The sequence below is a fragment of the Desulfobacteraceae bacterium genome, from assembly GCA_022340425.1.
Taxonomy (GTDB): domain Bacteria; phylum Desulfobacterota; class Desulfobacteria; order Desulfobacterales; family JAABRJ01; genus JAABRJ01.
Genome location: JAJDNY010000129.1, coordinates 1 through 26,426, shown reverse-complemented (window position 1 = coordinate 26,426; position 26,426 = coordinate 1). Strand labels below are relative to the sequence as shown.

Genomic DNA, 26,426 nt, shown 5'->3' with positions numbered 1-26,426 from the left:
TCACGGTGGGGATGGTGGTAGCATGTTCGGGTCGCTTGGCAAAGGGTTTTGTTTGGGGGCGGTTTGAGGGGGTGGGGGGCCATATATGGTGTGTGTCTAAGAAACATCCTCCAGATATGGGGATATCGGATTAGGAGGCTGGAACCATTGAAATTATTTGGGGTCCGGGCCGTGAAATTCATTGACATTGGGGTCGGCGGGTGCTAATAGGTCCGCAGAAAATAATTTACCCATGCCTGTTTGTATTTCCCTGCACGAAATAAGCGATTCAGGACCGACCGGTAGGGGGCGGCCAGCACCTCCTGAAACATCTCGACAGGATCTCCTGAATTGAGCGAAATATCGGAAGAAGTCAAAGCCATCATCAAAAAAACGGCCAAGAAGCTTACTGGTTCCCAGCGTCGGGAGTTCATTGCGGAAATCACCAATGAACTTTTCGGCGGCAGCGCCCGCAAGGCCGAGCGTGAGTTCGGCTGGGGGCGGGAGACGGTCCACAAGGGAATCCGGGAGCTGGCCACCGGGATTGAGTGTCTGGACAATTATTCGGCTCGGGGAAAGAAGAAAACCGAAGAGAAGATCCCCCAGCTGATCGCCGATATCCAGTCCCTTTTCGACGAGGACGGCCAGCTGCTTCCCGATTTCAAACCGGATTTCCCCCACGGCAAGATCACCGCCCGGGCGGTGCGGCGCTTGCTGGTCAAGCGCTTCGGCTATCGCGACGACCAGCTGCCCAGCGAAAACACCATCGGCAACATCCTCACTCGGCTGGGCTACCGTCCGGCAAGTCTGGGGGCCCCGAACTCCCAGGATGCCGCGGCTTCTCCTGCGGCCAAGAAGGCCGTCGCCAAAGGTCGCGAAGAAAAGCTACTGCGGCTGGTCGGCAAGGCCCAGCGGGGCGGTCCTTTTTAGGCCGGTGGGGGCTGTCGGGGGGGGGCTCTTAAAGTTTGCCCGGCCTGAAAAATTTTTGGGTAAGCTATTAATTTGGATTTTTATCCCGGGCGAGGGGTGCCGGAGGCTGAAAATTCCATTTGTCAGCCCCGTAATTTGGTGGTAAACAGAAAAAAATTTACCAGGTAGGGGAGTCACCTTTTGGAATTAATCTGCAGTCGGCCGGCAACGCTTTCGGCCACCACGACGAAGGGAGGTGTGCAAAGCCATTACGTTTCGTAGTTTGCGCGCAGGTGAGTAAAACGGAACCTTTATCACGAAAATCAGGAGGTATATTCAATGCCAACTTACGTTATTCAGGAAAAGTGTGACGGCTGCAAAGGCGGCGACAAGACTGCATGTATGTACATTTGTCCGAACGACCTGATGGTCCTCGACCCCAACGCCATGAAGGCCTACAACCAGGAGCCGGATCAGTGCTGGGAATGTTTTTCATGCGTCAAGATCTGCCCCACCCAGGCGATCGAGGTTCGCGGCTACTCCGACTTCGTGCCGCTGGGAAGCAGCGTCATGCCCATGCTGGGAACCGAGGACGTCATGTGGACCTGTAAATTCAGAAACGGCCTCATCAAGCGTTTCAAGTTCCCCATCCGGACCACCCCCGAAGGCGCAGCCAACGCCTACAAGGAACTCAAAGGCAAGGATCTTGAAAGCGACCTGCTGTCCACCGAAGAGGCCGACGGCTACAAAGTGCCCAGACCTCAGGGCCTCTAATCCGAGTCGCACCAGGTTTGCGGAAACGATGCAGTCCAAATGACCCACCAAGAATCCCAATTTCTTTAAGGAGGAAGCAATATGGCAATTCCGAATAAACCGATGGGTGAACTCAAGGCCGTGAAAGACCCGGCGGTCGAAGAACGCGAAGTTGACATCCTGATCGTGGGCGGCGGTATGGCTGCCTGCGGCGCCGCTTTCGAAGTCAAAAAATGGATGGATGAGGGCCAGAGCGTCCTGCTCTGCGACAAGGCCGCCATGGAGCGCAGCGGCGCCGTCGCCCAGGGCCTTTCCGCGATCAACACCTACATCGGCTCAAACGCCCCCGAGGATTACGTGCGCATGGTGCGCAACGACCTCATGGGCCTTGTGCGCGAAGACCTGATCTACGATCTCGGCTGCCATGTGGATGACTCGGTGCATCTGTTCGAAGAGTGGGGACTGCCGGTCTGGAAGAAAACCGATGACGGGAAGAACCTCGACGGCAAAAAAGGCCAGAAGATGGGCACCCTGAAAGCCGGCGCCACCCCGGTGCGCACCGGTAAATGGCAGATCATGATCAACGGCGAGTCCTACAAGCGCATCGTCGCCGAGGCGGCCAAACTCGCGATCGGCGACGACAACATTCTGGAGCGCTGCTTCATCGTTCAGCTGCTCCTGGATGCCAACCGCGAGAACCAGATCGCCGGTGCCGTGGGCTTCTCCGTGCGTGAAAACAAGGTTTACATCATCAAGTGCAAGACCATGCTGGTGGCCTGCGGCGGTGCGGTCAACATCTACCAGCCGCGCAGTGTCGGCGAGGGCAAGGGCCGTGCCTGGTACCCGGTCTGGAATGCCGGCTCCACCTACACCATGTGCATGCAGGTGGGTGCGGAACTCTCCATGATGGAAAACCGTTTCACCCCGGCGCGCTTCAAGGACGGCTACGGCCCGGTCGGCGCCTGGTTCCTGCTGTTCAAGGCCAAGGCCCTCAACGGCCTGGGTGAAAACTTCGCCGCCAGCGATGCCGCCAAGGCCGAACTGGCCAATTACGCTCCCTACGGCACCGCCGCGATCACCCCCACCTGTCTGCGCAACCACCTGATGCTCTTCGAGATGAAGGAAGGCCGCGGACCGATTCTGATGGACACCGTCACCGCCCTGGCCGAAATCGGCAAGACCATGGACAAGAAGGAGCTCAAGCACCTGGAGTCCGAAGCCTGGGAAGACTTTCTTGACATGACCTGCGGCCAGGCCAACCTGTGGTGCGCCACCAACACCGAACCGGAGAAGAAAAACTCCGAAATCATGCCCACCGAACCGTACCTGTTGGGGTCCCACTCCGGCTGCTGCGGCTTCTGGGTTTCCGGCCCGGATTATGACTGGGTCCCGGATGCATACAAAATCAAGGCCGACAACGGCAAGGTTTACAACCGCATGACCACCGTCAACGGTCTGTTCACCGCCGGCGACGGCGTCGGCTGCTCCGGTCACAAGTTCTCCTCCGGCTCCCATGCCGAAGGCCGCATGGCCGTCAAGCAGATGGTCCGCTACGCCAAGGATCATGCCGACTTCAAACCGACCCTGAAAGAGTCCAAGGAAGAGCTGGTCGACATCGTCTACAAGCCGGTCCGCACCTTCCTGGCCAATTGCGATTACACCACCGCCATCGACATCAACCCCAACTACGTCAAACCCTCGGGCATGGCGCTGCGGCTGATGAAGGCCACCAACGAATACGGCGGCGGGACGGCCACCTTCTACCAGACCACCAGCAAGAACCTGGAGATCGTCATGGATCTGCTCCAGACAATGCGCGAGGACTGCGAAAAGCTGGCCGCCGGGGACCTGCACGAACTGATGCGCTGCTGGGAAATCTACCACCGCATCTGGACGGTGGAATCCCACCTGCGTCACATCCAGTTCCGCAAGGAAACCCGCTACCCCGGCTTCTACTATCAGGCCGACTACCCGGGGCAGGACGACGAGAACTGGTTCTGCTTCGTCAACTCCAAGTACGACCCGAAAGCGCAAAAATGGGATGTCTTCAAGAAAGACTACATCAAGATCATCCCGGATTGATGACATGCCGGTAACGGTATAGCAGCAGCGGCCTCCAGGTATCTTAGGATACCTGGAGGTTTTTCATTAAAACGATCGCACCGCAACGTCTCGGAGAGGGCGTGGGAAAACGGTTCCCCGCAAGGGGAAAGTAAGGGTTTCTTAAGCCTGGGAATGCTTTTTTGTGTACCATTACCTGTCTGGATCGATCCCGCCCTCCAATGGCAAATTCAAAGTTTACCACATGCCAGTCAGCGCCTCAAGGTCGCGGTAATCAACGATTTCAAAAGATGGCGCCGGGTTTTGGCCCGTCACCAAGCGACAACCTGCGGCGCCCATCGCGATGTCTGCCGGTGGTGGGTGCAGCCCCGGTGGCGGACAAAAGACCGCACGATGGAGGAATCGTTTTTGCCGGGTTCCTTAATCAACGGAAACACACTATGCATGGAGGGATAGCATGACACTGGACAACGCAGCCCCTGCAAACGGGAGCATTATGGTTGTTGGAGGAGGGATTAGCGGGTTGACCACGGCCCTTGAAGCTGCCGAAGTGGGCTACGAGGTGATTTTGGTTGAAAAAAATCCGTACCTGGGTGGCAGGGTCGCCCAGCTGAACCAATACTTTCCCAAGCTATGCCCCCCCACCTGCGGGCTTGAGATCAATTTCAGACGAATCAAAGACAACCCCCGGATCAAGGTGTTGACCCTCGCCGAGGTCGAAAAGGTCAGCGGCGCTCCCGGCAGCTACGATGTCGCCGTGCGGATCGCCCCGCGCTACGTCAATGAAAACTGCACCGCCTGCGGCGCCTGCGCCGACGCCTGCGAGACCGAGATTTCCAACGAATTCAATTTTGGGATGGACCGTACCAAGGGCGCCTACCTGCCCCATGCCATGGCCTTTCCCGCCAGGTTCGTGATCAGCCCCCAAATTATCGGCACCGAAGACGCCCAGCGCTGCAAAGAGGCCTGCAAGTACGACGCGGTGGATCTCGAGATGCAGCCCAAGACCCTCAACCTGCAGGTGGGCGCGATTGTCTGGGCAACCGGCTGGGAACCCTACGACGCCAGCCGGATCGACAACCTCGGCTTCGGCCGTTATCAAAACATTGTCACCAACATGATGCTCGAGCGCATGGCGGCCTTCAACGGGCCGACCCAGGGCAAGATCCAGCGGCCCTCCGACGACAAAGCACCGCAAAGCATCGCCTTTGTGCAATGCGCCGGCTCCAGGGACGAAAACCATCTCCCCTACTGCTCTTACATCTGTTGCATGGCCTCCCTGAAGCACGCCACCTACGTCCGGGCGCAGTACCCGGAGGCAAAGGTCTACATCTTCTACATCGATCTCAGGGCGCCGGGCCAGCGCTATGAAAAGTTCTACCAGAAAATCAAGGAGGACCCGAATGTCTTCCTGATCAAGGGCAAAGTTGCGGAGGTCAGCGAAGACCCGCAAAGCGGCAATCTGACGGTGGTGGCCGAAAATGCCGTGACCGGCGAAAAAATCCACCAGACCGTCGAGATGGTGGTTCTGGCCACCGGCATGCAGCCGTCCGCGGCCAATGTCAAACTTCCCGCTGACCTGAAGTATACCGACGATGGTTTCATCATCAACGACTTTGAGAAAGGCGGTATGTTCGCGGCAGGGTGTGCCAACAAACCGGCCGACGTCGTCTCCTGCAACCAGAATGCAACCGGTATGGCCCTTAAGGCGATTCAAACCCTGAAGCGGTAGGAGGTTTATTCATGGACAAGAAGTATGGTGTTTATATCTGCGAAGGCTGTGGCATTGGAGAAGCCCTGGACATCGAGGCCTTGAAGGGCGTTCCGGAAGAAGAGGGGCTGCCGGTCCAAACCCACCCGTGTCTGTGCGGCCAGGAGGGGGTCGCGCTGCTCAAGAAGGACATCGCCGAGAAGGGCATCAACACCCTGGTGATCGCGGCCTGCTCGCGCCGGGTGAATTTCGACGTCTTTCGTTTTGACGGCTGCATCGTCGACCGCGTCAACCTGCGCGAGCAGGTCGTATGGTCCCACCCGCGCTCGGAATTTCCGGCCCTCACCCCGGAGCAGAAGGAAGACGAGGACAACTACGACCGCGTCCAGATGCTGGCCGAAGACTACATCAAAATGGGGATGGCGCGGGTGGAGAAAATCAACCTGCCCGAGCCGCACAAGGTGGAAAACCTCAGCCGCAAGATCCTGGTCATCGGCGGCGGGATTACCGGGATTTCCGCCGCCCTGGATGCCGCCAAGGTCGGCTACGAGGCCACCATCGTCGAAAAGAGCGCCCAGCTCGGTGGCCATGCCAACCACTGGCGCAAGCAGCTGCCGCTCGGCAACCCATACGACCGGCTGATTTCGCCGATGGTCGGGGATCTCATCAAAGCGGTGGAGGCCGACCCCAAAATCACCGTCAAGACCAACACCGTGGTGGCCCGCATCGCCGGTGAGCCCGGTGAATTTACGGTCACCTTCAAAAAGCCCGGGGAAAAGATCGAGTTCGATGTCCCCTTTCCGCTGCCCGATGAGATGAAGGTGGATGAAAGCGGCAAGGAGCTGGAGGCCGAAAAGCTGCACGAAGTTTACATGGAGTACAACAAGGGCAAAAAGGACATCCTGACCCTGGATCCCAATGGGGAGCTTTACGGGGCCGTGATTCTCGCTGCTGGCTGGCGCCCCTACGAGCCCAAGGAGGGCGAGTTCGCGCACCTGGGGTTTGGGCAGTTCCCGGATGTGGTCACCAACCACCAGTTCGAAGAGCTGGCCGCCAAGGGCCAGATCACCCGACCCTCCGACGGCAAGCCGGCCAAATCGGTGGTCTTCATCCAAAGCCCCGGGCAGGGCAACGACCAGGATTTCGATTATGCCGGTTCGGTCACCAGCCTGGTGGCCCTCAAGCAGGCCAAGTACGTGCGCGAGGATTTCAGCGACGGCAAGGCCTTCGTGTTCTACCAGCACATGCGCACCCCGGGCCTGTCGGAGAATTTCTACAAAGCCATTCAGCAGGACCCCGGTATTTTCCTGACCAAGGGCGAGGTGGTCGCGGTGACCCAGAACGGCAGCGGCCTCACGGTCGAAGCCGACAACACCTTGCTGGGGGAGAAGGTCAAGGTCAACGCCGACATGGTGGTGCTGGCAACCGGGATGGTGCCCGCCACCGCCGATGACCCGGTCGTCAACCTGGCCTACCGCCAGGGCCCCGGTTTCCGCGATATCGGGCTGTTCAACGGCTACGCCGACTCCAACTTCATCTGCTTCCCCTATGAAACCCAGAGAACCGGCATCTACGCCGCCGGCGGCGTCCGCCGCAGCATGACCGCCGAGGAGTCCATGGAGGACGCAAGCGGCGCCGCCCTCAAGGCGATCCAGTGCCTGGAGTCGGTCAACCGCGGGGTGTCGGTCCATCCGCGCTCGGGCGACATGACCTTCCCGGACTTCTTCTTCCAGCGCTGCACCCAGTGTAAGCGCTGCACCGAGGAGTGCCCGTTCGGTGCCCTGGACGACGATGCCAAGGGCACCCCGAAGCCCAACCCCACCCGCTGCCGACGCTGCGGCACCTGCATGGGGGCCTGCCCCGAGCGGATCATCGGTTTCGCGGACTACAACATCGACAGCGTCGGGTCCATGGTCAAGGCCGTGGGTGTGCCCTCGGAGGATGACTACGCCGAGCCGCCTTTCCGGATCCTGGGGTTGGTGTGCGAGAACGACGCCTATCCGGCGCTGGATATCGCCGGCTTGAACCGCCTGAGCTACTCGGCCGACGTGCGCTTCGTGCCGGTTCGCTGTCTGGGCTCGGTCAACGTCATCTGGATCAAGGATGCCCTTTCCCAGGGGATGGACGGCGTTTTTCTCCTGGGCTGCAAGCACGGGGACGACTACCAGTGCCACTTCGTCAAAGGCAGTGAGCTGGCCGAAGTGCGGATGAAGAAGATCGGCGACGCCCTCGCCAGCCTGGCACTGGAGGAGGAACGGGTCAGACAGTTCGAGGTGGCCATCGACGACTACCACAAGCTGCCGGAAATGATCAATTCCTTTGTGGAAAGCATTGAAGAACTCGGTCCGAACCCATTCAAGGGATTCTAGTGACGATGACCATTCGGGGGCGGGCGGTCCTTCGGGCCGACCCGCCCCAAGAGCTGACCTGCGTGAGGAGGAAAAAAATGGCCGAAGCCTACGTTGTTGAGCCTGATCTGGATTTTATCAAGGAAGTCGGCGCGCTGGGGGGCGAAGACCTGAAAAAGTGCTATCAGTGCGCGACCTGTTCGGTTGCCTGCCCGATTTCGCCCGACACCAAACCCTTTCCCCGCAAGGAGATGATCGCAGCCTCCTGGGGGTTGAAAGACAAGCTGCTGGGCAGTGCCGACATCTGGCTGTGCCACAACTGCGGGGACTGCAACACCCTGTGTCCGCGCACGGCCAAACCGGGGGAGGTCCTGGCGGCCATCCGGCAATACGCCATCAAGGCCTACGCGACCCCCAAAAAACTGGCCGAGATGGTCAACGACCCCAAAAAGCTGCCGATTCTGGCGGCGATTCCGGCCGTGATCATCCTGGGCCTGGGGTTTTTGCTCAAGCTGGTGGGAATCGACTGGCTCAATATCCCCCCGGGCGGCGATGAGATCGTGCACGCCCATTTCATTCACACCACCCTGGTGGACATCATTATGATTCCAACCTTTTTCTTTGGGGTGGGGGTCTTCGCCCTGGGCTTGAAGCGCTTTTTGAACGACATCCACCAGAACGCGCTTTTGGAAGGCAAAACCGACAAGCAGAAAATCGAGCCGGTCGGCTTCGCCCAGGCCTTTCTCCGGATCTTGCCGACCATTCTCAAGCACCGCAAGTTTTCGGAGTGCACCGAAAACAACGAGCGCTCCACGGCCCACATGATGGTCTTTTTCGGTTTTATCGGGCTGTTCATCGTCACCAACATCTTCTTCGTGGTGATGTACGGCTTCGGGATCCACGGGCCTTACCAGCAGATCAACCCGGTCAAGTGGCTGGCCAATGTGAGCGGCATCGCCCTGATCATCGGCAGTTTGCTGATGATCAAAAGCCGGCTGGATAAGAAAGACCAGAAGAGCTACTACAAAGACTGGTTTCTGCTGGGCTTGGCCCTGGGTCTCGGGCTGACCGGGATGCTGACCCAGATGACCCGTTTGGCGGGCTTTGCCGGGGTTTCCTACACCCTGTATTTTATCCACCTGATCTTCATCTGGGGGCTTTTTGCCTACACGCCCTTTACCAAGCTGGCGCACCTCGTCTACCGCACGGTGGCCATGACCTACGCGGAGTACGCCAACCGCAAGTAGTGCGCCATCGCCTGCGACTGCCGGCGGGATAGATAGACCAAACGGGGGAGGCCGTTTTGCGACGGCCTCCCCCGTTTATTTTGCCCGTCGGCCAGGGGCGCGGCGGTTGTGGTGGGCCGGCCGGGGTGGGGTAATGGAAAACGGGTGAGGCAACAAAAAAGAGGGAGACGCCGGTCGGCGCCTCCCTCTTTGTGCTCTGAAACCCTTCTGAACTTGTTGCCTAAGGACGGCTACTTGGTATCGCCGGTGGCGGCGCCGTGCAGCTTGACCTCGACTTTCTCGGTCAGGCCTTCGTAGTACTTGCGCAGGATCTGGACGACCTCATCGCGGCCGAAGTGATCGGGCAGCTCACCGCCTTCGGAGAGCAGCTTGCGCAGCATGGTGCCGGAGAGCAGCACCCGGTCTTCCTTGGCGTGCGGGCAGGTGCGCAGGGAGGCCATGCCGTCGCACTTGAAGCAGTAGAAGGTCCAGTCGATCTTGAGCGGCTCGCACAGCAGGGCCTTGCCGAACTCGGAGGGCTTGGGAATCTTGTCGAAAATCGTCTGGGCTTCAAACATGCCGTAGAAATCACCCACGCCGGCATGGTCGCGGCCGATGATCATCTTGGAGCAGCCGTAGTTCTGACGGAAGGTGGCATGCAGGAGGCCTTCGCGGGGGCCGGCGTAGCGCATGTCCAGCGGGTAGCCGCCCTGGACGACGTTCTTTTCGACGAAGTAGTGCTTGACAAGGGCGTCGATGCAATCAACGCGAACCTCGGCGGGGATGTCGCCGGGCTTCAGGTTGCCGACCAGGGAGTGGATGTAGACCCCGTCACAAACCTCCACTGCGATCTTGCAGAGGTATTCGTGGGAGCGGTGCATGGGGTTGCGCAGTTGCAGCGCCGCGACATCCGACCAGCCCCTTTCCTCGAAAATCCTGCGGGACTCGGCCGGGCGCTGATAGATTCCGGGGTATTTCTTGGGATACTCGCCTTCGGTGAGCACCTTGACCGGGCCGGCCAGGCAGTAATCTTTCTGCTCCATCACCATCTGGACCCCAGGATGGTCGTCCTTGGCGATTTTCCAGAATTCTTCCGGGGTGGCCGTGCCTTCGCCCATGTAGACCTTTTCACACTCGAATTTCTTGTCGGCCTCGCTCATGGCGAATTTCTCGGCGACCTTCATGGTGGCCATGATTTCGTTGTCTTTAGGGTCGAAAAGCGTGATCTCGTCCCCCTCTTTGATGGCGTTGGCATCCTCGGCCGATGCCGAGAGGGTCACGGGGATGGGCCAGAAGGTCCCATCGGCCAGCAGGAAGTTCTCACAGACACCCTTCCAGTCGGCGCGGGTCATAAAGCCGGTCAGCGGGCTGAAGCCGCCGATGCCCATCATGATCAAGTCGCCCTTTTCGCGGGGGGAGATCGAAATCTTCTTCAGGCCTTCCGCTTTTTTCTTTTCGGCGGCAAGCTCGGCGCCTTCCAGAAGGCAGCAGGTCAGTCCCTTTCCACCATGCGGGGGAATCAAATTACTCATCTCTTTGGGTCTCCTTATCGTTGGGTTAAAAGTTGCGGTGATCAATAGCTTGGATCATCAATTAAATTGCCATTGTCTAATAGGGAATGGGGATTTTGTCAAGGAGAAATGCCTTTCAAATAGCCGGGCCGTAATCCGGCGGGCTGCCGGTTGCCGGAAGAAAGGGGACGAAGAAACGAAAAAAACGATTCCCGGGATTGAAAAAACGCAGAGGGCGAGGCTTAAAGGGATGCCATGGCGGAGAGAGAGGGATTCGAACCCTCGGTGGAACTTTCGCCCCACACTCGCTTAGCAGGCGAGCGCCTTCAGCCGACTCGGCCATCTCTCCAGCGCGGGTGGCGGAGGGAGTAGGATTCGAACCCACGGAGCTTTGACACTCAACGGTTTTCAAGACCGCCGCCTTAAACCACTCGGCCATCCCTCCCTAATTTCAGCAAATTCCTATAGCATCGCCCTATTTTGAGGTCAATACATTTGTTGTCACCTTTCAATGGGTTCCTGCAGCCCCCAAACCACTGGAATGCTCCCGCGGAGGCGGGGTGCAAGTAGGAACCGGCCCGAATGAAATTCAGTTGCTTGACTCTCGTTTTTAATTTTGGTAGATCCAAATAAAATTTATAGGAATCGGGCGCATGAGGCATAAGGCCATGGGAATCCTCCGGCGCGCCCCTATCTGCTGGCCGCTTCGGCAAGCGGCTTTTTCCGTGACCCCGGTTCGAGCCGGCGGGCCGAGCGATGGGTGGCCAAGTTTTGACTTGACGAAATTTTAATTGCCGACATAAGAGGGAACTGGGCACAATTTCTCGAATTTTTAGGTTCTTACTTCCAAACAGGGCCACACCTCGGGGCGGTCTTGGACGTTTTCTCCCCCGGCGTGTTTTTTTTCGCTACAATCCCAACGGCCTTCGAAAGGCTTGGTGCCGGCCGCGGCTCAGGCCAACCGGCCCGCCGTGGGCTCAGCCGCGGTCGTTCCCGCTGTTACATCATCAAGGAGGTGTAGATGGAAAAGGAACACAATTTTTACAACAGAATCAAGGCCAAAGGCGTCTCACGAAGGGACTTCATGAAATTCTGCACCTTTCTCACGGCAACCATGGGGCTTTCGGCCGCATACGTCTCCAAGGTGGCCCAGGTCTTTGCGGCCCCCAGCAGCCAGCGGCCGCCGGTGATCTGGCTGCACTTCGCGGAGTGCACGGGCTGCAGCGAAGCCACCCTGCGGACCATGTATCCCTGGATCGATGAGCTGCTGCTGGAAGTGCTCTCCATGGAATACCACGAGACCATCATGGCCGCCGCCGGCCGTCAGGCCGAAGAACAACTCCATGCGGCCGTCGAAAAGCACAAAGGGAAATTCATCTGTGTCTGCGAGGGCGCGGTGGGGACCAAATTCGACGGCGGTTACGGCAAAATGGGGGGACGGACCTTCCTGGAAATCGCCAAAGAAATCTGCCCCCAGGCCGCCGCGGTGGTCTGCATCGGCCAGTGTTCCAGCTTCGGCGGAATCCAGGCAGCGGCCCCCAACCTGGGTGGCTGGAAGGGGGTCGGCGAAGCCCTCGGCATCAAGACCGTCAACATCGCGGGCTGCCCGCCCAACCCGGTCAATTTTGTCGGCACCATCGTCAACTACCTGCTTTTTGGCAAGCTGCCGGCCGTGGACGACCTGGGGCGTCCGCTGTTTGCCTACGGCAAGACCATCCATGACCAGTGCCCCCGCCGGTCCCATTTCGAAAACGAGGAGTTTGTCGAGGAATTCGGCTCGCCGGAAGCCGCCATGGGCTACTGCCTTTACAAGGTCGGCTGCCGCGGCCCGGAAACCTACAACAACTGCCCGGTCGCGAAGTTCAACGACGGCACCAGCTGGCCGGTGGAAGCGGGCCATCCCTGCCTGGGCTGCAGCGAACCCAATTTCTGGGACAAGATGACGCCTTTCTACGAGCCCCTGTAGGGGCCGGACATCCGTCAAAAAGGGATTTCCCCCTAAGCAGAACAAGGAGAAAATATGGGTAAAAGAATTACCATCGATCCGATCACGAGAATAGAGGGGCACCTGCGCATCGAAGTCGAGGTGGAGGGCGGCAAGGTGGTCAACGCCTGGAGCTCCGGGACGCTTTTCCGGGGGATCGAGGTCATCCTGCAGGGCCGTGACCCGCGGGACGCCCACCATTTCGTGCAGCGCAGCTGCGGGGTGTGCACCTACGTCCATGCCCTGGCGTCGGTGCGCGCGGTGGACGACGCGGTCGGCATCAAGGTTCCCGCCAATGCCCGCCTGATCCGCAACCTGCTGAACGGCGCCCAGTACCAGCACGACCACATCGTTCACTTTTACCATCTGCACGCCCTGGACTGGGTGGACATCGTCAGCGCCCTCAAGGCCGACCCGGCCAAGACCGCCGCCCTATCGGACAACACCAGCAACGCCCCCTGGGGCGGCCGTCAGTATTTCAAAAACGTCCAGGTCCGGCTGCAGACCTTCGTGGACAGCGGCCAGCTGGGGCCCTTCGCCAACGCCTACTGGGGCCATTCGGCCTACCAGCTGCCGCCGGAAGCCAATCTGATGGCCGCCGCGCACTACATCGAAGCCCTGCGCATGCAGGCCAGGGCCGCCCGCATGCACGCCATTTTCGGCGGCAAAAACCCCCACCCCCAGTCTCTCGTGGTAGGCGGCGTGACCTCGGTGGCGGACCTGACCCCCGACCGGATCGCCGAGTTCCTCTACATCACCAAGGAGACCCAGGACTTCGTCAAGAACGTCTACATCCCCGACCTGTTGGCCGTGGCCTCCTTCTACAAGGAGTGGGGCGGGATCGGCGGCTGCACCAATTTTCTGACCTATGGCGAATTCCCGGCCAGCGATCAGGAGCCGGAGAGCTTCTACATACCCCGCGGGATCATCCGCCAGCGCGACCTGGGCAAGATCGAAATGGTGGACCAGCAGAAGGTCACCGAGGACGTGACCCGCTCCTGGTATGTCAAATCGGAGCCCAAGCACCCCTTCGAGGGCGAAACCCGGCCCATCGAAGAAAACCCCAAATACGACCCCGACAAAGGCCAGTACTCCTGGGCCAAGGCCCCGCGCTACGACGGCCTGCCGTGCGAAGTGGGGCCGCTGGCGCGGGTGCTGGTGGCCTACGCCAAGGGCCATACCGAGATCAAGCCGCTGGTGGACAGCACCCTCAAGCAGTTGGACATCCCGGCCAGCGCCCTTTTCTCGACCCTCGGGCGGACCGCCGCCCGCGGGCTGGAAGCCGTGGCGATCGGCGAGGCCATGCAGGGCTGGGTGACGGAGCTGGTGGAAAACCTCAAAAACGGCGACACCCGGACCTACCAGCCCTACGAAATGCCCGAGAGCGCCAGCGGGGTGGGGCTGAACGACGTCCCGCGGGGGGCCCTGGGTCACTGGATCCGCATCGAGGATGGAAAGATCGGCAATTACCAGTACGTGGTCCCCTCCACCTGGAACCTGGGGCCGCGTGACGGTGCCGGCAACCTGAGCCCGGTGGAGGAGGCGCTGATCGGCACTCCGGTGGCCGACCCCCAAAAGCCGTTGGAGGTGCTGCGCACGGTCCACTCCTTCGATCCCTGTCTGGCCTGCGCGATTCATGTCATTGACCCCCACTCCAACGAAGTCTATAAAATCAGGGTGGTGTAAGGGTCGCAGCTGGCAGCGCTCCCGGTCTTCCCAGTGGGGGGGCCGGGAGTGCTGTCTTGAAAAGCCGCCGCTTTTCCGGGCGGTATGGAGCAGCCGGTCGATGGGCAACCCGTTGGTCACCATTCTGGGGGTCGGCAATTTCCTGTTCGCCGACGAGGGCTTCGGCATCCGGGTGATCGAAAAGCTTCAGGCCGAGTACCGCTTCCCCGAGGAGGTCCTCGTTGTGGATGGCGGGGTGTTGGGGATCCATCTGCTGGGGGTCATTTCGCAGCCCGACCATCTGATCGTGGTGGACGCGGTCCGCAACCGCGGCAAGGCCGGGGACCTCTACCGCCTGGCGGGCGAGGACATCCCCCGGCGGGTGCTGGCCAAAAATTCGCTGCACCAGGTGGACCTGCTGGAGGCCCTGACCTTGTGCCAGGCCCTTGACAAGGTGCCGGAAACCGTTATTCTCGGGGTGGAACCCGAAGACATCGAAACCCTGAGTTTGGAAATGACCCCGGCGGTCCGGCGTCAGGTGGCGCCCATGGTCGCCAGGGTGCTGCAGGAGTTGGACCGCCTGGGCGTGACTTACAGCCGGAGGAGCCCCAGCTGATGTGCCTTGCCATTCCATCCCGGATCGTCAAGATCGAAGACCAGATGGCCGTCATCGACGTCGACGGCGTCACCCGTGAGGCCAGCCTGCTGCTGCTGGAAGACCCCCGGGTGGGGGACTACGTCATCGTGCACGCCGGTTTTGCCCTTCACAAGATCGACGAAGAAGCCGCCCGCGAATCCCTGGCGCTGTTGCGCGACGTCGCCCAGCGGCTGGACGCCGGTGGGCCCCCTGAGGATTGATGACTGCCCCCCCGCCAAACCCCGGCGGCCGTTGGTATGACCGGTGACGGCCCTTGCGCATATGAAAACCGCCCCCATCGCGCGTAAGGTGGAGATCAACGGCATCGTCCAGGGCGTCGGCTTCCGCCCCTTCGTCTTCCAGGCCGCCCTCCGCCACGGGATCCGCGGCACGGTGGCCAACACGGCCACGGGCGTCTCGATCCACGCCGAGGGAGCGCCCGAAAATGTCGCGGATTTCTGCCGTGAACTGACCCAAAGCCCCCCGCCGCTGGCCCACATCACGGCCCTCACGATTTCCGAAGAGGCCCCCGTCGGCCGGGCGGCTTTCACCATCGTGGCCAGCTCCCGCCGGGACCAGCGGGGAACCCTGATCTCACCGGATGTCGCCGTCTGCGCCGATTGCCTGGCCGAGCTCTTCGACCCCGCCAACCGCCGTTTTCGCTACCCCTTCATCAACTGCACCAATTGCGGGCCGCGCTACACGATCATCGAGGATATCCCCTACGACCGCCCCAAGACCTCGATGAAGGCCTTTGCCATGTGCCCGCAGTGCCGGGCCGAGTACGATGACCCCCTGGACCGGCGCTTTCATGCCCAGCCCAACGCCTGCGCCGTCTGCGGGCCGTCGCTGGGCCTGCGCGCCGCTGCCGGCGCGCCCGTTGCCTTTGAGGACGCCATCGCGGCCGCCGCCGGTCTGCTCAAAGCCGGCGCCATCGTGGCGGTCAAAGGTCTGGGGGGCTACCATCTCGCCGTGGATGCCGAAAACCCCGCCGCCGTTGCGCGCTTGCGCCGGCGCAAGCACCGCGACGACAAGCCCTTTGCCGTGATGTCGCGCGACCTGCAGACGGTGGCGCGCTACGCCACGGCCACCCCCGCCGAGGCCGCGCTGCTGAGCTCCTGCCAGCGGCCGATCGTGCTGCTCCCCAAAACCAGCCCCCACCCCCTGGCCGCCGCGATCGCCCCCGGCAACCGCTGGATCGGGGTCATGCTGCCCTACACCCCGCTGCACCACCTGCTGCTGGCAGAGGGTTTTTTGGCCCTGGTGATGACCAGCGGCAACCTCAGCGCGGAGCCCATCGCCATTGCCAACGATGAGGCCCTGGCCCGTCTGGGGGGGATTGCCGATTATTTTCTGGTCCACAACCGGGACATCATTCTGCGCAGCGACGACTCGGTGGTGCGCCACGCCGCCGGGTCGACCCGCTTTCTGCGGCGCTCGCGGGGCTTCGTGCCCACCCCGGTTTTCCTGAAAGACCCGATACCGCCTATTCTGGCCTGCGGCGCCGAGTTGAAGAACACCGTCTGCCTGACCCGCGGCGATCAGGCCTTTGTCAGCCAGCACGTCGGCGATATGGAAAACCTGGCGACCTTCGAGTTCTTCCGGCAGACCGTCGACCACCTGAAGCGCATTCTGGACATCACCCCGCAGGCGGTGGCCCACGACCTCCATCCGGACTACCTCAGCACGCGCTTTGCCGAGGACCAGAGCGGCCTGCGACGCGTGGCCGTCCAGCACCACCATGCCCATATCGTCAGCTGCCTGGCCGAAAACCGGGCGGCCGGCCCCGTGATCGGGCTGGCCTTCGACGGCACCGGCTACGGTTCCGACGGCGCCATCTGGGGCGGGGAGGTCCTGGTGGCCGAAGCCGCGCGCTTCCGGCGCGCCGCCCACCTCGCCTACGTGCCCCTGCCGGGCGGGGCGGCGGCCATCCGCGCGCCGTGGCGGATGGCGCTGAGCTACCTCTGGGACGCATTCGGCGATGATTACCGCAAGCTGGACCTGCCCCTGCTGAAAGCCCGGGACGCCGCCAGGATCGGGACCGTCGCGGCCATGGTCCGGCGCGGCCTCAACGCCCCGCCGACCTCCAGCCTCGGCCGGCTGTTCGATGCGGTTGCGGCCCTTGCCGGAATCCGCTATCATGTCACCTTCGAGGGGCAGGCCGCCATGGAGCTTGAAATGGCGGCCGGCGGCGCACCCGAGCGGCCCTATGCCGTCGGCTGGGAGGAGGGCGCGATCAAGCGCATCCCGCCGGCCCCGCTGGTTCGCGCCCTGGTGGGGGATCTGCTCGCCGGAGTCCCGGCGGCGGTGGTCAGCGACCGCTTCCACGCCACCCTGGTGGATCTTTTCACGCGGTTGTGCGCGGCCCTGCGGCTTGAAACCGGGATTGGGCAGGTGGCCTTGAGCGGCGGGGTTTTCCAAAACCTGCTGCTCTTCACCGGCCTCAAAGAAAGTCTGGAAAGCCAGGGGTTCACCGTTTTAAGCCACGCCCACGTGCCCACCAACGACGGCGGCATCGCCCTGGGCCAGGCCGTCGTGGCCGCGGCCCTGGTTCAAGCTGAACGGTCGGGCGGCGGGCCGCCGGCAAACGGCACCTGAGCCGCAAGGGGGGGCGATTGCCGTGAAACACGTCGAAGAGTACCGCGACCGCGACATCGCACGGCGCCTGATCGCGCAGATTCATGCCGCCAGCCGCCAGCCCGTCCGCCTGATGGAGGTCTGCGGGACCCACACCATGTCGATTTTCAGAAGCGGCCTGCGGGCGCTGCTGCCCGAGACCATCACCCTGGTCTCCGGCCCCGGCTGCCCGGTGTGCGTCACGGCCCAGCGGGAGATCGACCAGTTCGTGGCCCTCGCCCGCTGTGAGGACGTCATCCTGGCCACCTTCGGCGATCTGCTGCGCGTGCCGGGCAGCGGCTCCTCGCTGCAACAGGCGCGCGCGGCGGGCTGCGACGTGCGGGTGGTCTACTCGCCCCTGGACGCCCTGGACCTTGCGGTCCGCAACCCGGCCAAGAAAGTGGTTTTCCTGGGGGTCGGCTTTGAGACCACCGCCCCCACGGTGGCCGCGGCGCTGCTCTCCGCCCGGGCCCGCGGGGTGTCAAACTTTCTGGTGTTTGCCGCCCACAAGCGCACCCCGCCGGCTGTGGCGGCGCTGATGGCGGCCCCCGACCTGCGGGTGGACGGCTTCCTCTTGCCCGGCCACGTCTGCCTGGTGGCCGGCACCCAAGCCTTTCAGCCGCTGGTCGACCGCCACCGGATTCCCTGTGTCGTCGGCGGCTTCGAACCGCTGGATCTCCTGCGGGCCCTGGCCCGGCTGGTGGCCCAGATCGAGGCCGGGGAGGCGCTGCTGGAGAATGCCTACGAGCGCGCCGTCACCGCCGCGGGCAATCCCAAAGCCCAGGCGGCCATGGCCGAGGTGTTTACAGACGTCGACGCCGAGTGGCGCGGGCTGGGGGTGATCCCGGAGAGCGGCCTGAAAATTGCCGCGGCCCACCGGGGGCTGGATGCCGAGGCCTGCTTCGACCTGGCGGTCCCCGATGTCCCCGAGCCCCACGGCTGTGCCTGCGGCCAGGTCCTCAAGGGGCTTAAACTCCCCACCGACTGCGCCCTCTACCGAAAGGCCTGCACCCCGCTGCACCCCGTGGGGCCCTGTATGGTGTCCAGCGAAGGCACCTGCGCGGCCTATTACCGCTATCACCGCCCGGAGGGCGCCTGAAGCACCGCCCGGTGCCGGAAACCGTCGGGAATGCCGGCGGCATTGCGGGCCTGCGAGGAAATGGGATGAAACCCGACACGATCCTGCTGGACCACGGCAGCGGCGGCAGGGCGGCCCACCGCCTGACCACCGATCTGCTGCTGCCGGTCTTCGACAACCCGATGCTTAGCGCCCTAAACGACGGCGCGGTCTTCCACCTGCCCGAAGGGCGCCTGGCGTTTTCCACCGACACCTACGTGGTGGACCCGCCGTTTTTTCCCGGCGGCTGCATCGGGGACCTGGCCGTCAACGGCACGGTCAACGATCTGGCCATGTGCGGGGCGGTGCCGCTTTTTCTCAGCGTCGGCCTGATCCTGGAGGAAGGGCTGTCCATGGCGGACCTTGAGACCATCGTCGCCGCCATGGGCCGCGCCGCGGCCGCCGCCGGGGTGCAGGTGGTCACCGGGGACACCAAGGTGGTTCCGCGGGGTGCTGCGGACCGCATTTTCATCAACACCTCGGGGGTCGGTGCCGTGCCCGCAGGCGTGACCATCGACAGCAGCCGGGCGCGCCCCGGCGACCGGATCATCTTGAGCGGGACCATCGCCGATCACGGCATCACGATCCTGACGCGCCGCGAGGGCTTGGCCTTCCAGACCGCCATCCAGAGCGATACCGCGCCCCTGAACGCGATGGTGGCCGGCATGCTGGCGGTTGAGACCGACCTGCACGTGCTGCGCGACCCCACCCGCGGCGGGGTGGGGACCGCCCTCAACGAGATCGCCGAAAAATCCGGGGTTGGCATCCGCATCCAGGAAGACCGGATTCAGGTGCGACCCGAGGTGGCGGGGGTCTGCGAGCTGCTGGGATTCGACCCGCTCTACATCGCCAACGAAGGCAAGCTGCTGGCCTTCGTGGCGCCGGCCAAGGCCGAGGCGGTCCTGGCCGCCGTTCGGCGGGATCCCCGGGGGCGCGAGGCGCGGATCATCGGCGAGGTCACCGCCGATCACCCCGGCCGCGTGGTGCTGGAAACCCGGATCGGCGGCAGCCGGATCGTGGGGATGCTCTCCGGCGAGCAGCTGCCCCGGATCTGCTGACCTAACCCGGGCAAACGCCCCGCAGCCCCGGGCCGGTCCGGCCGGCGGTCCCGGGGCCAACTGGTGACGGCTATGCTGAAAAATCACCGCAGATTCTGGGCGGCCCTGGCGATGTTGACCCTGGCCGGCTGCGACACCCGCCAGGAGGTCCTTTTCTCCGGCAAGACCATGGGGACCACCTACCATATCACGGTGATCACCGGGTTTTTCAACCGCGCCCAGGGGCTGGCCGCGAAGATCGAGGAGCGCTTGGCGCAGATCAACGCCAGCATGTCGGTCTATCGGGCCGACAGCGAGATCAGCCGCTTCAACGCCCAGGCGCAAAGCGGGGAGCCGTTTCCGGTTTCGCGGGATTTCATGCAGGTCATGGTTGTCGCTGAGGAACTTCACCGCCTGACGGGCGGGGCATGGGACGGCACCGTCGCGCCGCTGGTGGATCTCTGGGGCTTCGGCAAGAAGACCAACGATAAAAGAGTGCCCACGGCGGCGGAGATCGCGCGCTGCCGCAAGACCCTGGGGTTTGACCAAATCCGCCTCGCCGAGGACGGTTATCTGGTCAAACGAAACCCGGCCGTCACCCTGGATCTGGGGTCCATCGCCAAGGGCTACGGGGTGGACCAGATCGCGGAGCTGATCCGGGCCAACGGCTTCAGCGATTTTCTGGTTGAAATCGGGGGCGAGGTTTTTGCCGCCGGTCTGCGCCGGGACGGCAAACAGTGGCGGGTGGGGATCAACCGGCCGGACCCCGCCAGCCCCCCGGATGCGGTCTACAAGGTGCTCACCCTTCAGGAGTTTGCTCTGGCCACCAGCGGCGACTATCGCAATTTTTTTGAAGTCGACGGGGTCCACTACGCCCATGTGATCGACCCCCAGACGGGATACCCGGTGGCCAACGGGGTGGTCAGCGCCTCGGTGGTCTCCGACACTTGCACCTTCGCCGACGGGCTGGCCACGGCCCTGATGGTGATGGGGCCCGGCCCGGGAGTGCCGCTGGTCAACCGCCTGGAGGCCACCGAATGCCTGATCGTGGTGCGCCAAAAGGACGGCCGCCTGACCGAATTTGCTTCGGACGGCTTCAGGAGCGCCGACTGAGCGGCCGGCGCCAGCCGACAAATCTGTTGACAACTCGTAGGACCTCTTGTAGTTTTGCTCAGTTAGAAAATCTTATCTGTGATATTCAGGTGGGTTACGAATTTTTATCTTGAACTGAATGGCGCCGGACTAGACATCCCTGTGCACCGGGCCGGTTGCCGCCGCGTTTGCAGAAAGGGCTTTTGCCGTGGAAATTGTCGTGCTATTGAAGCAGGTTCCGGCCACCGAAGCGTTCATCGAAATCGCCGATGACGGGGTGTCCGTCAAAACCCAAAATCTCAAGTGGGTCATCAACCCCTACGACGAGTTTGCCGTCGAGGAGGCCCTGCGCATCCGGGAAGCCCACGGTGGGACCGTCACGGTGGTCTCCGTGGGCGCCGAAAAAACCGTCGAGGCCATCCGCACCGCCCTGGCCATGGGGGCCGACAAGGGGATTTTGATCCACGACACGGCCGCCCAGAATCTGGACGGGCTGGGTGTCGCGCGGGTTCTGGCCGCCGCCCTGAAGGGCACCGCGTTTGACCTGATCATCGCCGGACAGCGCGCCGTCGATGACGACAATTTTCTGGTGGGCCCGGCCGTGGCCGAATTTCTTGACATTCCGCACCTCTCCATGGTGGTCAAGCAGGAGCTGGTGGATGGCCGGATCCGCTGCCAGCGCACCGTGGAGGGCGGCACCCTGGTGGTGGAGGCTCCCCTGCCGGCGCTTTTCACCACCCAGCGCGGGTTGAACGAGCCCCGCTACACCTCGCTGCCCGGCATCATGAAGGCCAAGCGCAAGCCGCTTGAGACCAAGACCCTGGCCGATATCGGGCTGGCACCCGACGCGCTGGCCGCAGGCGGTGTCCGGATCACCGCCTTTCGCCTCCCGCCCCAGCGCACCGGGGGCCGCATGATCGCGGGCGACTCCGCCCAGGCCAAGGCGGCCGAACTGGTCCGGCTGCTGCACGAAGAGGCCAAGGTGGTCTGACACCCCACCGCTCGCCCAGGAGCGGCTTAAATCCTTCAAGATTGGTGAAGCGGTAAAAAGTCAAAAACAAGACGGTTTCGAAAAATGTTCAAGCTCAAGGCGCGCAAATCTCAGCGGCGTGAGGCGTACTCCTCTACGCCGCAGCGACTTCGAGATGCAGCGCAACGCAGAGATTGGACTTTTTTCGAAACCGTCAAGATTGATCCCCGCGCGAACTGCCGGGGTGCAAGGAGAACGATATGTCACAGGCAGTGTTGGCCGTCGCCGAACAAAACGACGGCGTTTTTCGCAAGGTGACCTTCGAGGCCCTCAGCGAGGGCCGCAGGATCGCCGACCGGCTGGGCGTTGAACTGGCGGCGGTGGTTCTGGGAAACGGGGTTCAGGCGGCCTCCGCGGAGCTTGGCCGCTACGGCGCCGACCGTATCCGGGTCGCCGACCACCCGGCTCTGGCCGAATATCTCAACGATGCCTATTGCAATGTCCTGGCGGCGGTCATCGCAGCGGAAAAACCGGCGGTGGTGGTTTTCGGTGCCACCACCCAGGGGCGGGACCTCGCGGCGCGCCTGTCGGCCCGCCTGAACGCGCCCCTGGCCGTGGACTGCCTGGCGATCCAGGTGACGGACGGCGCCCTGCAGGTCACCCGGCCGATGTACGGCGGCAAGCTGCTGGCCGATGTCAGGCTCGAAGGGCCCTTGAAGTTGGTGGCGATCCGCCCCAATGCCATGGCCATCACCCCGACTGAAAAAGCCGGGGCCATAGAACCGGTCGCGGCCGAACCTGGCCCGACGCGGACGGTCTTTGTCGAAAAGACCCTGGACACCGGCAAGGTCGAACTCACCGAGGCCGACGCCATCGTATCCGGCGGCCGGGGCATGGGGAGCAGCGACTTCAGCGTGCTGGAGAATCTGGCCGGTGTGCTGGGCGGGGCCGTGGGTGCATCGCGCTCCGCCGTCGACGAGGGCTGGCGGCCGGCCTCCGACCAGGTGGGCCAGACCGGCAAGGTGGTTTCCCCGGCTCTTTACATGGCCTGCGGGATTTCCGGCGCGATCCAGCATCTGGCCGGGATGTCCTCCGCCAAGGTGATCGTGGCCATCAACAAGGACCCCGAGGCCCCCATTTTTGCCAAGGCCGATTACGGGATTGTGGGCGATCTCTTCGAACTGGTGCCGCTGATCACCGCTGAAATTCAGAAGTTGAAGGCCTGAAACCCCTTTTCGGCGGTTTTGCTCTGGACCGGTTGAAAGCCCCGGGTCAGAGATCTCCGGAAAAGGTCGTCGGCTGTTGCCGGCGGCCTTTTGACTTTTGAATCCCGGGCTGATAGGGAAATCGACAAACGCCGCTGCGGAGCTGTGCCGCCGGTGTTTTCTGTCGGCACGCGACCCCAAGGGATGAGATAGCGCCCGCATGAAACTTTTTCTTGAAAGCCTGGGCTGCGCCCGCAACTTGGTGGACAGCGAGGTGATGCTCGGGAAGCTTGCCCGGGCCGGCTTCGACCTCACCCGGGAGCCGGGCGAAGCCGAGATCATCGTGGTCAACACCTGCAGCTTCATCCGCGCGGCGGCCGACGAGTCCATCGACACGATCCTTGAGCTGGCGCGCTTGAAGGCAAGCGGGCGCTGCCGGCGCCTGATCGTGACCGGCTGTCTGCCCGAACGCTACCGCCAGGCGATTTCGGCGGCGCTGCCGGAGGTGGACGTTTTTCTGGGGACCGGGGCCTTCCACCGGATCGTGGAAGCCGCCCGGGGGGGTGTTCCCCCCCATGGCTGCCTGCTTCCCGACCCCGACCTGACGCCACCCGCAGCGGGCGCCGAGCCCCGCGTCCAGGCAGCGCCCCACTGGGCCTACCTCAAGATTGCCGAGGGCTGCAGCCGGTACTGCACCTACTGCATCATCCCCAAGCTCCGCGGCCGGCAGAAGAGCCGGCCCCTGGAGACCCTTCTCGCCGAGGCCCGCACGTTGATCGCCGCCGGGGCCCGGGAGCTGGTGCTGGTGGCCCAGGAGACCACCGCCTACGGCCGCGATCTGGCCGGGGCCCCCGGGCTGGACCGGCTTCTGGCCGGGCTGGCGGCGCTTTCCGCGGCGGTCCGGATCCGCTTTCTCTACGGCCATCCGGAGAGCATCGACGAGGCCGTCATCCGCACCGTTGCCCGGCGGCCCACCCTCTGCCCCTATTTCGATCTGCCCGTTCAGCACGCCAGCGACCCCATCCTCAAGCGGATGGGCCGCGGCTACGGGCAACAGGAGCTGCTGGCGCTGTTCGCATCCATTCGCGCCGGGGTTCCCGGGGCGGCCCTGCGCACCACCGTCATCGTCGGCTTTCCGGGGGAAAGCGAAGAGGATTTCAACCGGCTGCTGGGCTTTGTGGAGACGGTCGAATTCGATCATCTCGGGGTCTTCACCTACTCGGACGCCGAGGACCTGCCGTCCCACCGGCTCCCCGACCCGGTGCCGCCGGCGGTCGCCGGAAGACGCCGCGACCGGCTGATGCGCCTCCAGCGCGAGATCTCCAGCCGCCGCCTGCAGGCGCATCTAGGCCGGGTGCACGAGGTCCTGATCGAGGAGGCGTCGGCGGAGGGGGGCTATGTCGGGCGGACCGTTTTTCAGGCCCCCGAGGTGGACGGCATCACCTACGTCAACGCCGCCGGCACCCTGCAAATCGGGCAGGTGGTGCCGGTCGCCATCACCGACAGCCTGGATTACGATCTCGTGGGGGAGGTGCTATGCCCGACCTCAAGCAGCTGATCCTGGCGCGCGTGGCGGACGACCTGGCCGCCATCGAAGCGGCCCTGGCCGAGAACCTGACCCCCTATCTCGACCTGGTGGGCGAGGTCGCCGGGCACATCCTCTTTGCCGGCGGCAAGCGCCTGCGGCCGCTGTTGATGGTCCTGGCCGCCCGCCTCTGCGGCTATGCGGGCAGCCAAGACAAGAAGTACGCGACGATTTTCGAGTACCTGCACGCCGCCACCCTGCTGCACGACGACCTGGTCGACGGCGGCACCCTCCGCCGCGGGCGCCCAGTGGCCCATGCTCTCTTCGGCAACCCGACGGCCGTGCTGGTGGGGGATTTTCTGCTCGCCCGCTCGCTTTCCATCGCCGCCGAAAGCGGCTCGCCGGCCGTTATCGGGGTGATCGCCAACATCACCGAAAACATGTCCCAGGGCGAGATCCACCAGCTGATGCGCAAGGGGCAGCTGGACCTCTCGCGGGAGGAGTACCTGGAGGTGATCCGGCGCAAGACCGCCGTTTTGATCCAGGGCGCCTGCCGGGTGGGGGCCATGATCGCCGGTGCGCCCGAGGCCCGTCAAAGCGCCCTGGCGGACTACGGCCATCACATCGGTCTGGCCTTCCAGATGGCCGATGACCTCCTGGACTACACCGCCGATGCCGGGGAGCTGGGCAAAGCGGTGGGAACGGATCTGAAGGAGGGCAAGCTGACCCTGCCGGTCATCCACGCCCTGGACCGGGCCGAAGCCGCGGACAGGGCTTGGATGGCGGCCCTGATCACCGGCGGCGAGGTTTTCCCGCAGGATTTCGACCGGCTGCTGCACCTTCTGGAGCGCTACGGCGGGTTGCGCGAGACCCGCCGGCTGGCCGAAGACCACGTCCGGCGGGCCCAGGCGGCCCTGGAGATCTTTCCGGCCGGGGAATCGCGGGAGGTCCTGCATTATATCGCCGATTACGCCCTGCAGCGTCGGGTGTGATCGGCAGCCCAAGGAGAGGCGTATGCTGCGGATTTTTTGGCCCCTGCGCATCTGCGCGATCTGGTGCCTGATGCTGGGAGTGGCGGCTGCGGCTGCCGCCGTCGAGGCCGGTCGGCCCGACGGGGTTTACACCGTCATCGGCTCGGCCGCGATCCGGGGCGCAGGGATTGAAGCCGCCCGCCAGGAGGCCCTTGCCGGGGCGCTTGCGAGCGCCGCCGCCCGCGCTGCGACCGAGATGCTGCCCCAGGAGGATCTGGTGGCAGCATTTGAAACGCTGAATGCCGCCGTTTTTGAAAACACCGACCGCTTCATTCAAAGCTATCGGGTGCTCACCGAAGCCAAGGCCGGCGGCCACTACCGTTTGCTGGTGGAGGCCAGGGTAGCGCTGGCGGCCCTCGAGGAGCGGCTCTCGGGGGTGGGGCTGCAGCAGGAGCGGCCCCAAGCTGCCGATGGCCCTGCGGTCATTGAAGTGGTGGTTGCGGGCACGCGCAACCTCAAGAATTTCATCCAGTTCCGACAGCGGCTGAGCGGACTAGCGGGAGTTGCCGCGCTTTCCACCCGGGAGATGACCGCCGACCGCACCACCCTGGTGGTGACCTATCAGGGGGACGCCCGGGAGCTGGCCGACGCCCTGATGATGAACACCTTCGATGCTTTCGGCGTCCGGATTTACGACGTGTCCGATTACGGCCTGCAGGTGGAGTTGATTCCGCAATAGCGCCGGCCGCATCACGGACAGGCAATCCATTGAAACCATGAAGGAAGCCCCCAAAGCGAGACGTCTGCCGATCAATATCCCGAACACCCTGACGGTGATCCGGATCCTGCTGACCCCGCTTTTTGTGATCTGTCTGCTGCGGGAGATGTTTATCCCCGCGCTGCTGGTCTTTTCGTTTGCAGGGATCAGCGACGGTCTGGACGGCTTTATCGCCCGCTATTTCAATCAGCGGACCGTTCTGGGGGCCTACCTGGACCCGGTCGCCGACAAACTCCTGCTGCTGTCGGCCTTCATCTGTCTGGCGATTCTGCACGTCATTCCCGAGTGGCTGACGGTCCTGGTGATCAGCCGCGACGTCGTGATCCTGATC

General features: G+C 63.2%; 21 protein-coding genes and 2 tRNA genes. 20 read left to right on the top strand and 3 right to left on the bottom strand.

All coding sequences use genetic code 11. The features are described 5' to 3' along the window. Positions 1-330 precede the first annotated feature (330 nt). The 6 genes from LJE63_10845 (at position 331) to qmoC (ending at position 9,008) form a co-directional block, all read left to right on the top strand. Positions 331-909 (top strand): hypothetical protein, encoded by a 579-nt coding sequence (locus tag LJE63_10845; GenBank protein ID MCG6907106.1) that lies wholly within the window; start codon positions 331-333, stop codon positions 907-909. A gap of 318 nt (positions 910-1,227) precedes the next feature. Beyond that, positions 1,228-1,662: an adenylyl-sulfate reductase subunit beta gene (aprB, locus tag LJE63_10840; protein ID MCG6907105.1), complete on the top strand. Its 435-nt coding sequence runs from the start codon at positions 1,228-1,230 to the stop codon at positions 1,660-1,662. 81 nt (positions 1,663-1,743) lie between these two features. Further along, positions 1,744-3,723, top strand: a complete 1,980-nt coding sequence (aprA, locus tag LJE63_10835; GenBank protein MCG6907104.1) for an adenylyl-sulfate reductase subunit alpha — start codon at positions 1,744-1,746, stop codon at positions 3,721-3,723. A gap of 436 nt (positions 3,724-4,159) precedes the next feature. Beyond that, a complete protein-coding gene (locus tag LJE63_10830; protein ID MCG6907103.1) occupies positions 4,160-5,434 on the top strand; it encodes a CoB--CoM heterodisulfide reductase iron-sulfur subunit A family protein in 1,275 nt (424 codons plus the stop codon). Positions 5,435-5,445: 11 nt separating this feature from the next. After that, positions 5,446-7,782 (top strand): FAD-dependent oxidoreductase, encoded by a 2,337-nt coding sequence (locus LJE63_10825; GenBank protein ID MCG6907102.1) that lies wholly within the window; start codon positions 5,446-5,448, stop codon positions 7,780-7,782. A 77-nt stretch (positions 7,783-7,859) separates the two neighbouring features. Beyond that, positions 7,860-9,008, top strand: a complete 1,149-nt coding sequence (qmoC, locus tag LJE63_10820; GenBank protein ID MCG6907101.1) for a quinone-interacting membrane-bound oxidoreductase complex subunit QmoC — start codon at positions 7,860-7,862, stop codon at positions 9,006-9,008. Positions 9,009-9,238: 230 nt separating this feature from the next. Here the strand turns inward: qmoC and sat are convergent, their stop codons facing one another. The 3 genes from sat to LJE63_10805 form a co-directional block, all read right to left on the bottom strand. Further along, complete coding sequence (sat, locus tag LJE63_10815; protein ID MCG6907100.1) at positions 9,239-10,519, bottom strand: sulfate adenylyltransferase; 1,281 nt, start codon at positions 10,517-10,519, stop codon at positions 9,239-9,241. A gap of 235 nt (positions 10,520-10,754) precedes the next feature. Next, positions 10,755-10,847: transfer RNA gene (locus tag LJE63_10810), tRNA-Ser, on the bottom strand. A gap of 8 nt (positions 10,848-10,855) precedes the next feature. After that, positions 10,856-10,943, bottom strand: a tRNA-Ser gene (locus LJE63_10805). A 576-nt stretch (positions 10,944-11,519) separates the two neighbouring features. Between LJE63_10805 and LJE63_10800 the strand changes: the two genes are divergently transcribed. The 14 genes from LJE63_10800 to LJE63_10735 all read left to right on the top strand — a co-directional run. Further along, the gene (locus LJE63_10800; GenBank protein ID MCG6907099.1) at positions 11,520-12,464 is read left to right on the top strand and encodes a hydrogenase small subunit; all 945 of its coding nucleotides are present in this window, start codon (positions 11,520-11,522) and stop codon (positions 12,462-12,464) included. A 54-nt stretch (positions 12,465-12,518) separates the two neighbouring features. Next, positions 12,519-14,168 (top strand): nickel-dependent hydrogenase large subunit, encoded by a 1,650-nt coding sequence (locus LJE63_10795; protein MCG6907098.1) that lies wholly within the window; start codon positions 12,519-12,521, stop codon positions 14,166-14,168. 100 nt (positions 14,169-14,268) lie between these two features. Further along, positions 14,269-14,763 carry a HyaD/HybD family hydrogenase maturation endopeptidase gene (locus tag LJE63_10790; protein ID MCG6907097.1) on the top strand — a complete coding sequence of 165 codons (495 nt, stop codon included), beginning with the start codon at positions 14,269-14,271 and terminating at the stop codon, positions 14,761-14,763. Then, positions 14,763-15,005: a HypC/HybG/HupF family hydrogenase formation chaperone gene (locus tag LJE63_10785; protein ID MCG6907096.1), complete on the top strand. Its 243-nt coding sequence runs from the start codon at positions 14,763-14,765 to the stop codon at positions 15,003-15,005. The genes LJE63_10790 and LJE63_10785 overlap by 1 nt, the downstream gene beginning before the upstream one ends. Before the next feature lie 61 nt (positions 15,006-15,066). After that, entirely contained in the window at positions 15,067-17,382 is a 2,316-nt protein-coding gene (hypF, locus tag LJE63_10780) for a carbamoyltransferase HypF (GenBank protein MCG6907095.1), read from the top strand. 16 nt (positions 17,383-17,398) lie between these two features. Further along, the gene (gene hypD / locus LJE63_10775) at positions 17,399-18,499 is read left to right on the top strand and encodes a hydrogenase formation protein HypD (GenBank protein ID MCG6907094.1); all 1,101 of its coding nucleotides are present in this window, start codon (positions 17,399-17,401) and stop codon (positions 18,497-18,499) included. A 65-nt stretch (positions 18,500-18,564) separates the two neighbouring features. Next, the gene (gene hypE / locus LJE63_10770) at positions 18,565-19,575 is read left to right on the top strand and encodes a hydrogenase expression/formation protein HypE (GenBank protein ID MCG6907093.1); all 1,011 of its coding nucleotides are present in this window, start codon (positions 18,565-18,567) and stop codon (positions 19,573-19,575) included. A 72-nt stretch (positions 19,576-19,647) separates the two neighbouring features. After that, positions 19,648-20,667, top strand: a complete 1,020-nt coding sequence (locus tag LJE63_10765; protein MCG6907092.1) for an FAD:protein FMN transferase — start codon at positions 19,648-19,650, stop codon at positions 20,665-20,667. A 187-nt stretch (positions 20,668-20,854) separates the two neighbouring features. After that, a complete protein-coding gene (locus LJE63_10760) occupies positions 20,855-21,637 on the top strand; it encodes an electron transfer flavoprotein subunit beta/FixA family protein (protein ID MCG6907091.1) in 783 nt (260 codons plus the stop codon). 239 nt (positions 21,638-21,876) lie between these two features. Next, on the top strand, positions 21,877-22,842 hold the full coding sequence (locus LJE63_10755; GenBank protein MCG6907090.1) for an electron transfer flavoprotein subunit alpha/FixB family protein: 966 nt from the start codon (positions 21,877-21,879) through the stop codon (positions 22,840-22,842). Positions 22,843-23,041: 199 nt separating this feature from the next. Then, the gene (gene rimO / locus LJE63_10750; GenBank protein ID MCG6907089.1) at positions 23,042-24,379 is read left to right on the top strand and encodes a 30S ribosomal protein S12 methylthiotransferase RimO; all 1,338 of its coding nucleotides are present in this window, start codon (positions 23,042-23,044) and stop codon (positions 24,377-24,379) included. Next, positions 24,358-25,338, top strand: coding sequence for a polyprenyl synthetase family protein (locus tag LJE63_10745; protein MCG6907088.1), 981 nt, complete (start codon positions 24,358-24,360; stop codon positions 25,336-25,338). The genes rimO and LJE63_10745 overlap by 22 nt, the downstream gene beginning before the upstream one ends. Before the next feature lie 22 nt (positions 25,339-25,360). After that, a complete protein-coding gene (locus LJE63_10740; protein ID MCG6907087.1) occupies positions 25,361-26,056 on the top strand; it encodes a hypothetical protein in 696 nt (231 codons plus the stop codon). Positions 26,057-26,093: 37 nt separating this feature from the next. Then, a partial coding sequence (locus LJE63_10735; GenBank protein ID MCG6907086.1) for a CDP-alcohol phosphatidyltransferase family protein occupies positions 26,094-26,426 on the top strand: 333 nt, incomplete at its 3' end.

Bases quoted from the DNA above. Each gene is read 5' to 3' on its own strand.
- aprB (MCG6907105.1), top strand. From the start codon at position 1,228: ATGCCAACTTACGTTATTCAGGAAAAGTGTGACGGCTGCAAAGGCGGC.
- aprA (MCG6907104.1), top strand. From the start codon at position 1,744: ATGGCAATTCCGAATAAACCGATGGGTGAACTCAAGGCCGTGAAAGAC.
- LJE63_10830 (MCG6907103.1), top strand. From the start codon at position 4,160: ATGACACTGGACAACGCAGCCCCTGCAAACGGGAGCATTATGGTTGTT.
- LJE63_10825 (MCG6907102.1), top strand. From the start codon at position 5,446: ATGGACAAGAAGTATGGTGTTTATATCTGCGAAGGCTGTGGCATTGGA.
- qmoC (MCG6907101.1), top strand. From the start codon at position 7,860: ATGGCCGAAGCCTACGTTGTTGAGCCTGATCTGGATTTTATCAAGGAA.
- sat (MCG6907100.1), bottom strand. From the start codon at position 10,519: ATGAGTAATTTGATTCCCCCGCATGGTGGAAAGGGACTGACCTGCTGC.
- LJE63_10800 (MCG6907099.1), top strand. From the start codon at position 11,520: ATGGAAAAGGAACACAATTTTTACAACAGAATCAAGGCCAAAGGCGTC.
- LJE63_10795 (MCG6907098.1), top strand. From the start codon at position 12,519: ATGGGTAAAAGAATTACCATCGATCCGATCACGAGAATAGAGGGGCAC.
- LJE63_10790 (MCG6907097.1), top strand. From the start codon at position 14,269: ATGGGCAACCCGTTGGTCACCATTCTGGGGGTCGGCAATTTCCTGTTC.
- LJE63_10785 (MCG6907096.1), top strand. From the start codon at position 14,763: ATGTGCCTTGCCATTCCATCCCGGATCGTCAAGATCGAAGACCAGATG.
- hypF (MCG6907095.1), top strand. From the start codon at position 15,067: ATGAAAACCGCCCCCATCGCGCGTAAGGTGGAGATCAACGGCATCGTC.
- hypE (MCG6907093.1), top strand. From the start codon at position 18,565: ATGAAACCCGACACGATCCTGCTGGACCACGGCAGCGGCGGCAGGGCG.
- LJE63_10765 (MCG6907092.1), top strand. From the start codon at position 19,648: ATGCTGAAAAATCACCGCAGATTCTGGGCGGCCCTGGCGATGTTGACC.
- LJE63_10755 (MCG6907090.1), top strand. From the start codon at position 21,877: ATGTCACAGGCAGTGTTGGCCGTCGCCGAACAAAACGACGGCGTTTTT.
- rimO (MCG6907089.1), top strand. From the start codon at position 23,042: ATGAAACTTTTTCTTGAAAGCCTGGGCTGCGCCCGCAACTTGGTGGAC.
- LJE63_10745 (MCG6907088.1), top strand. From the start codon at position 24,358: ATGCCCGACCTCAAGCAGCTGATCCTGGCGCGCGTGGCGGACGACCTG.
- LJE63_10740 (MCG6907087.1), top strand. From the start codon at position 25,361: ATGCTGCGGATTTTTTGGCCCCTGCGCATCTGCGCGATCTGGTGCCTG.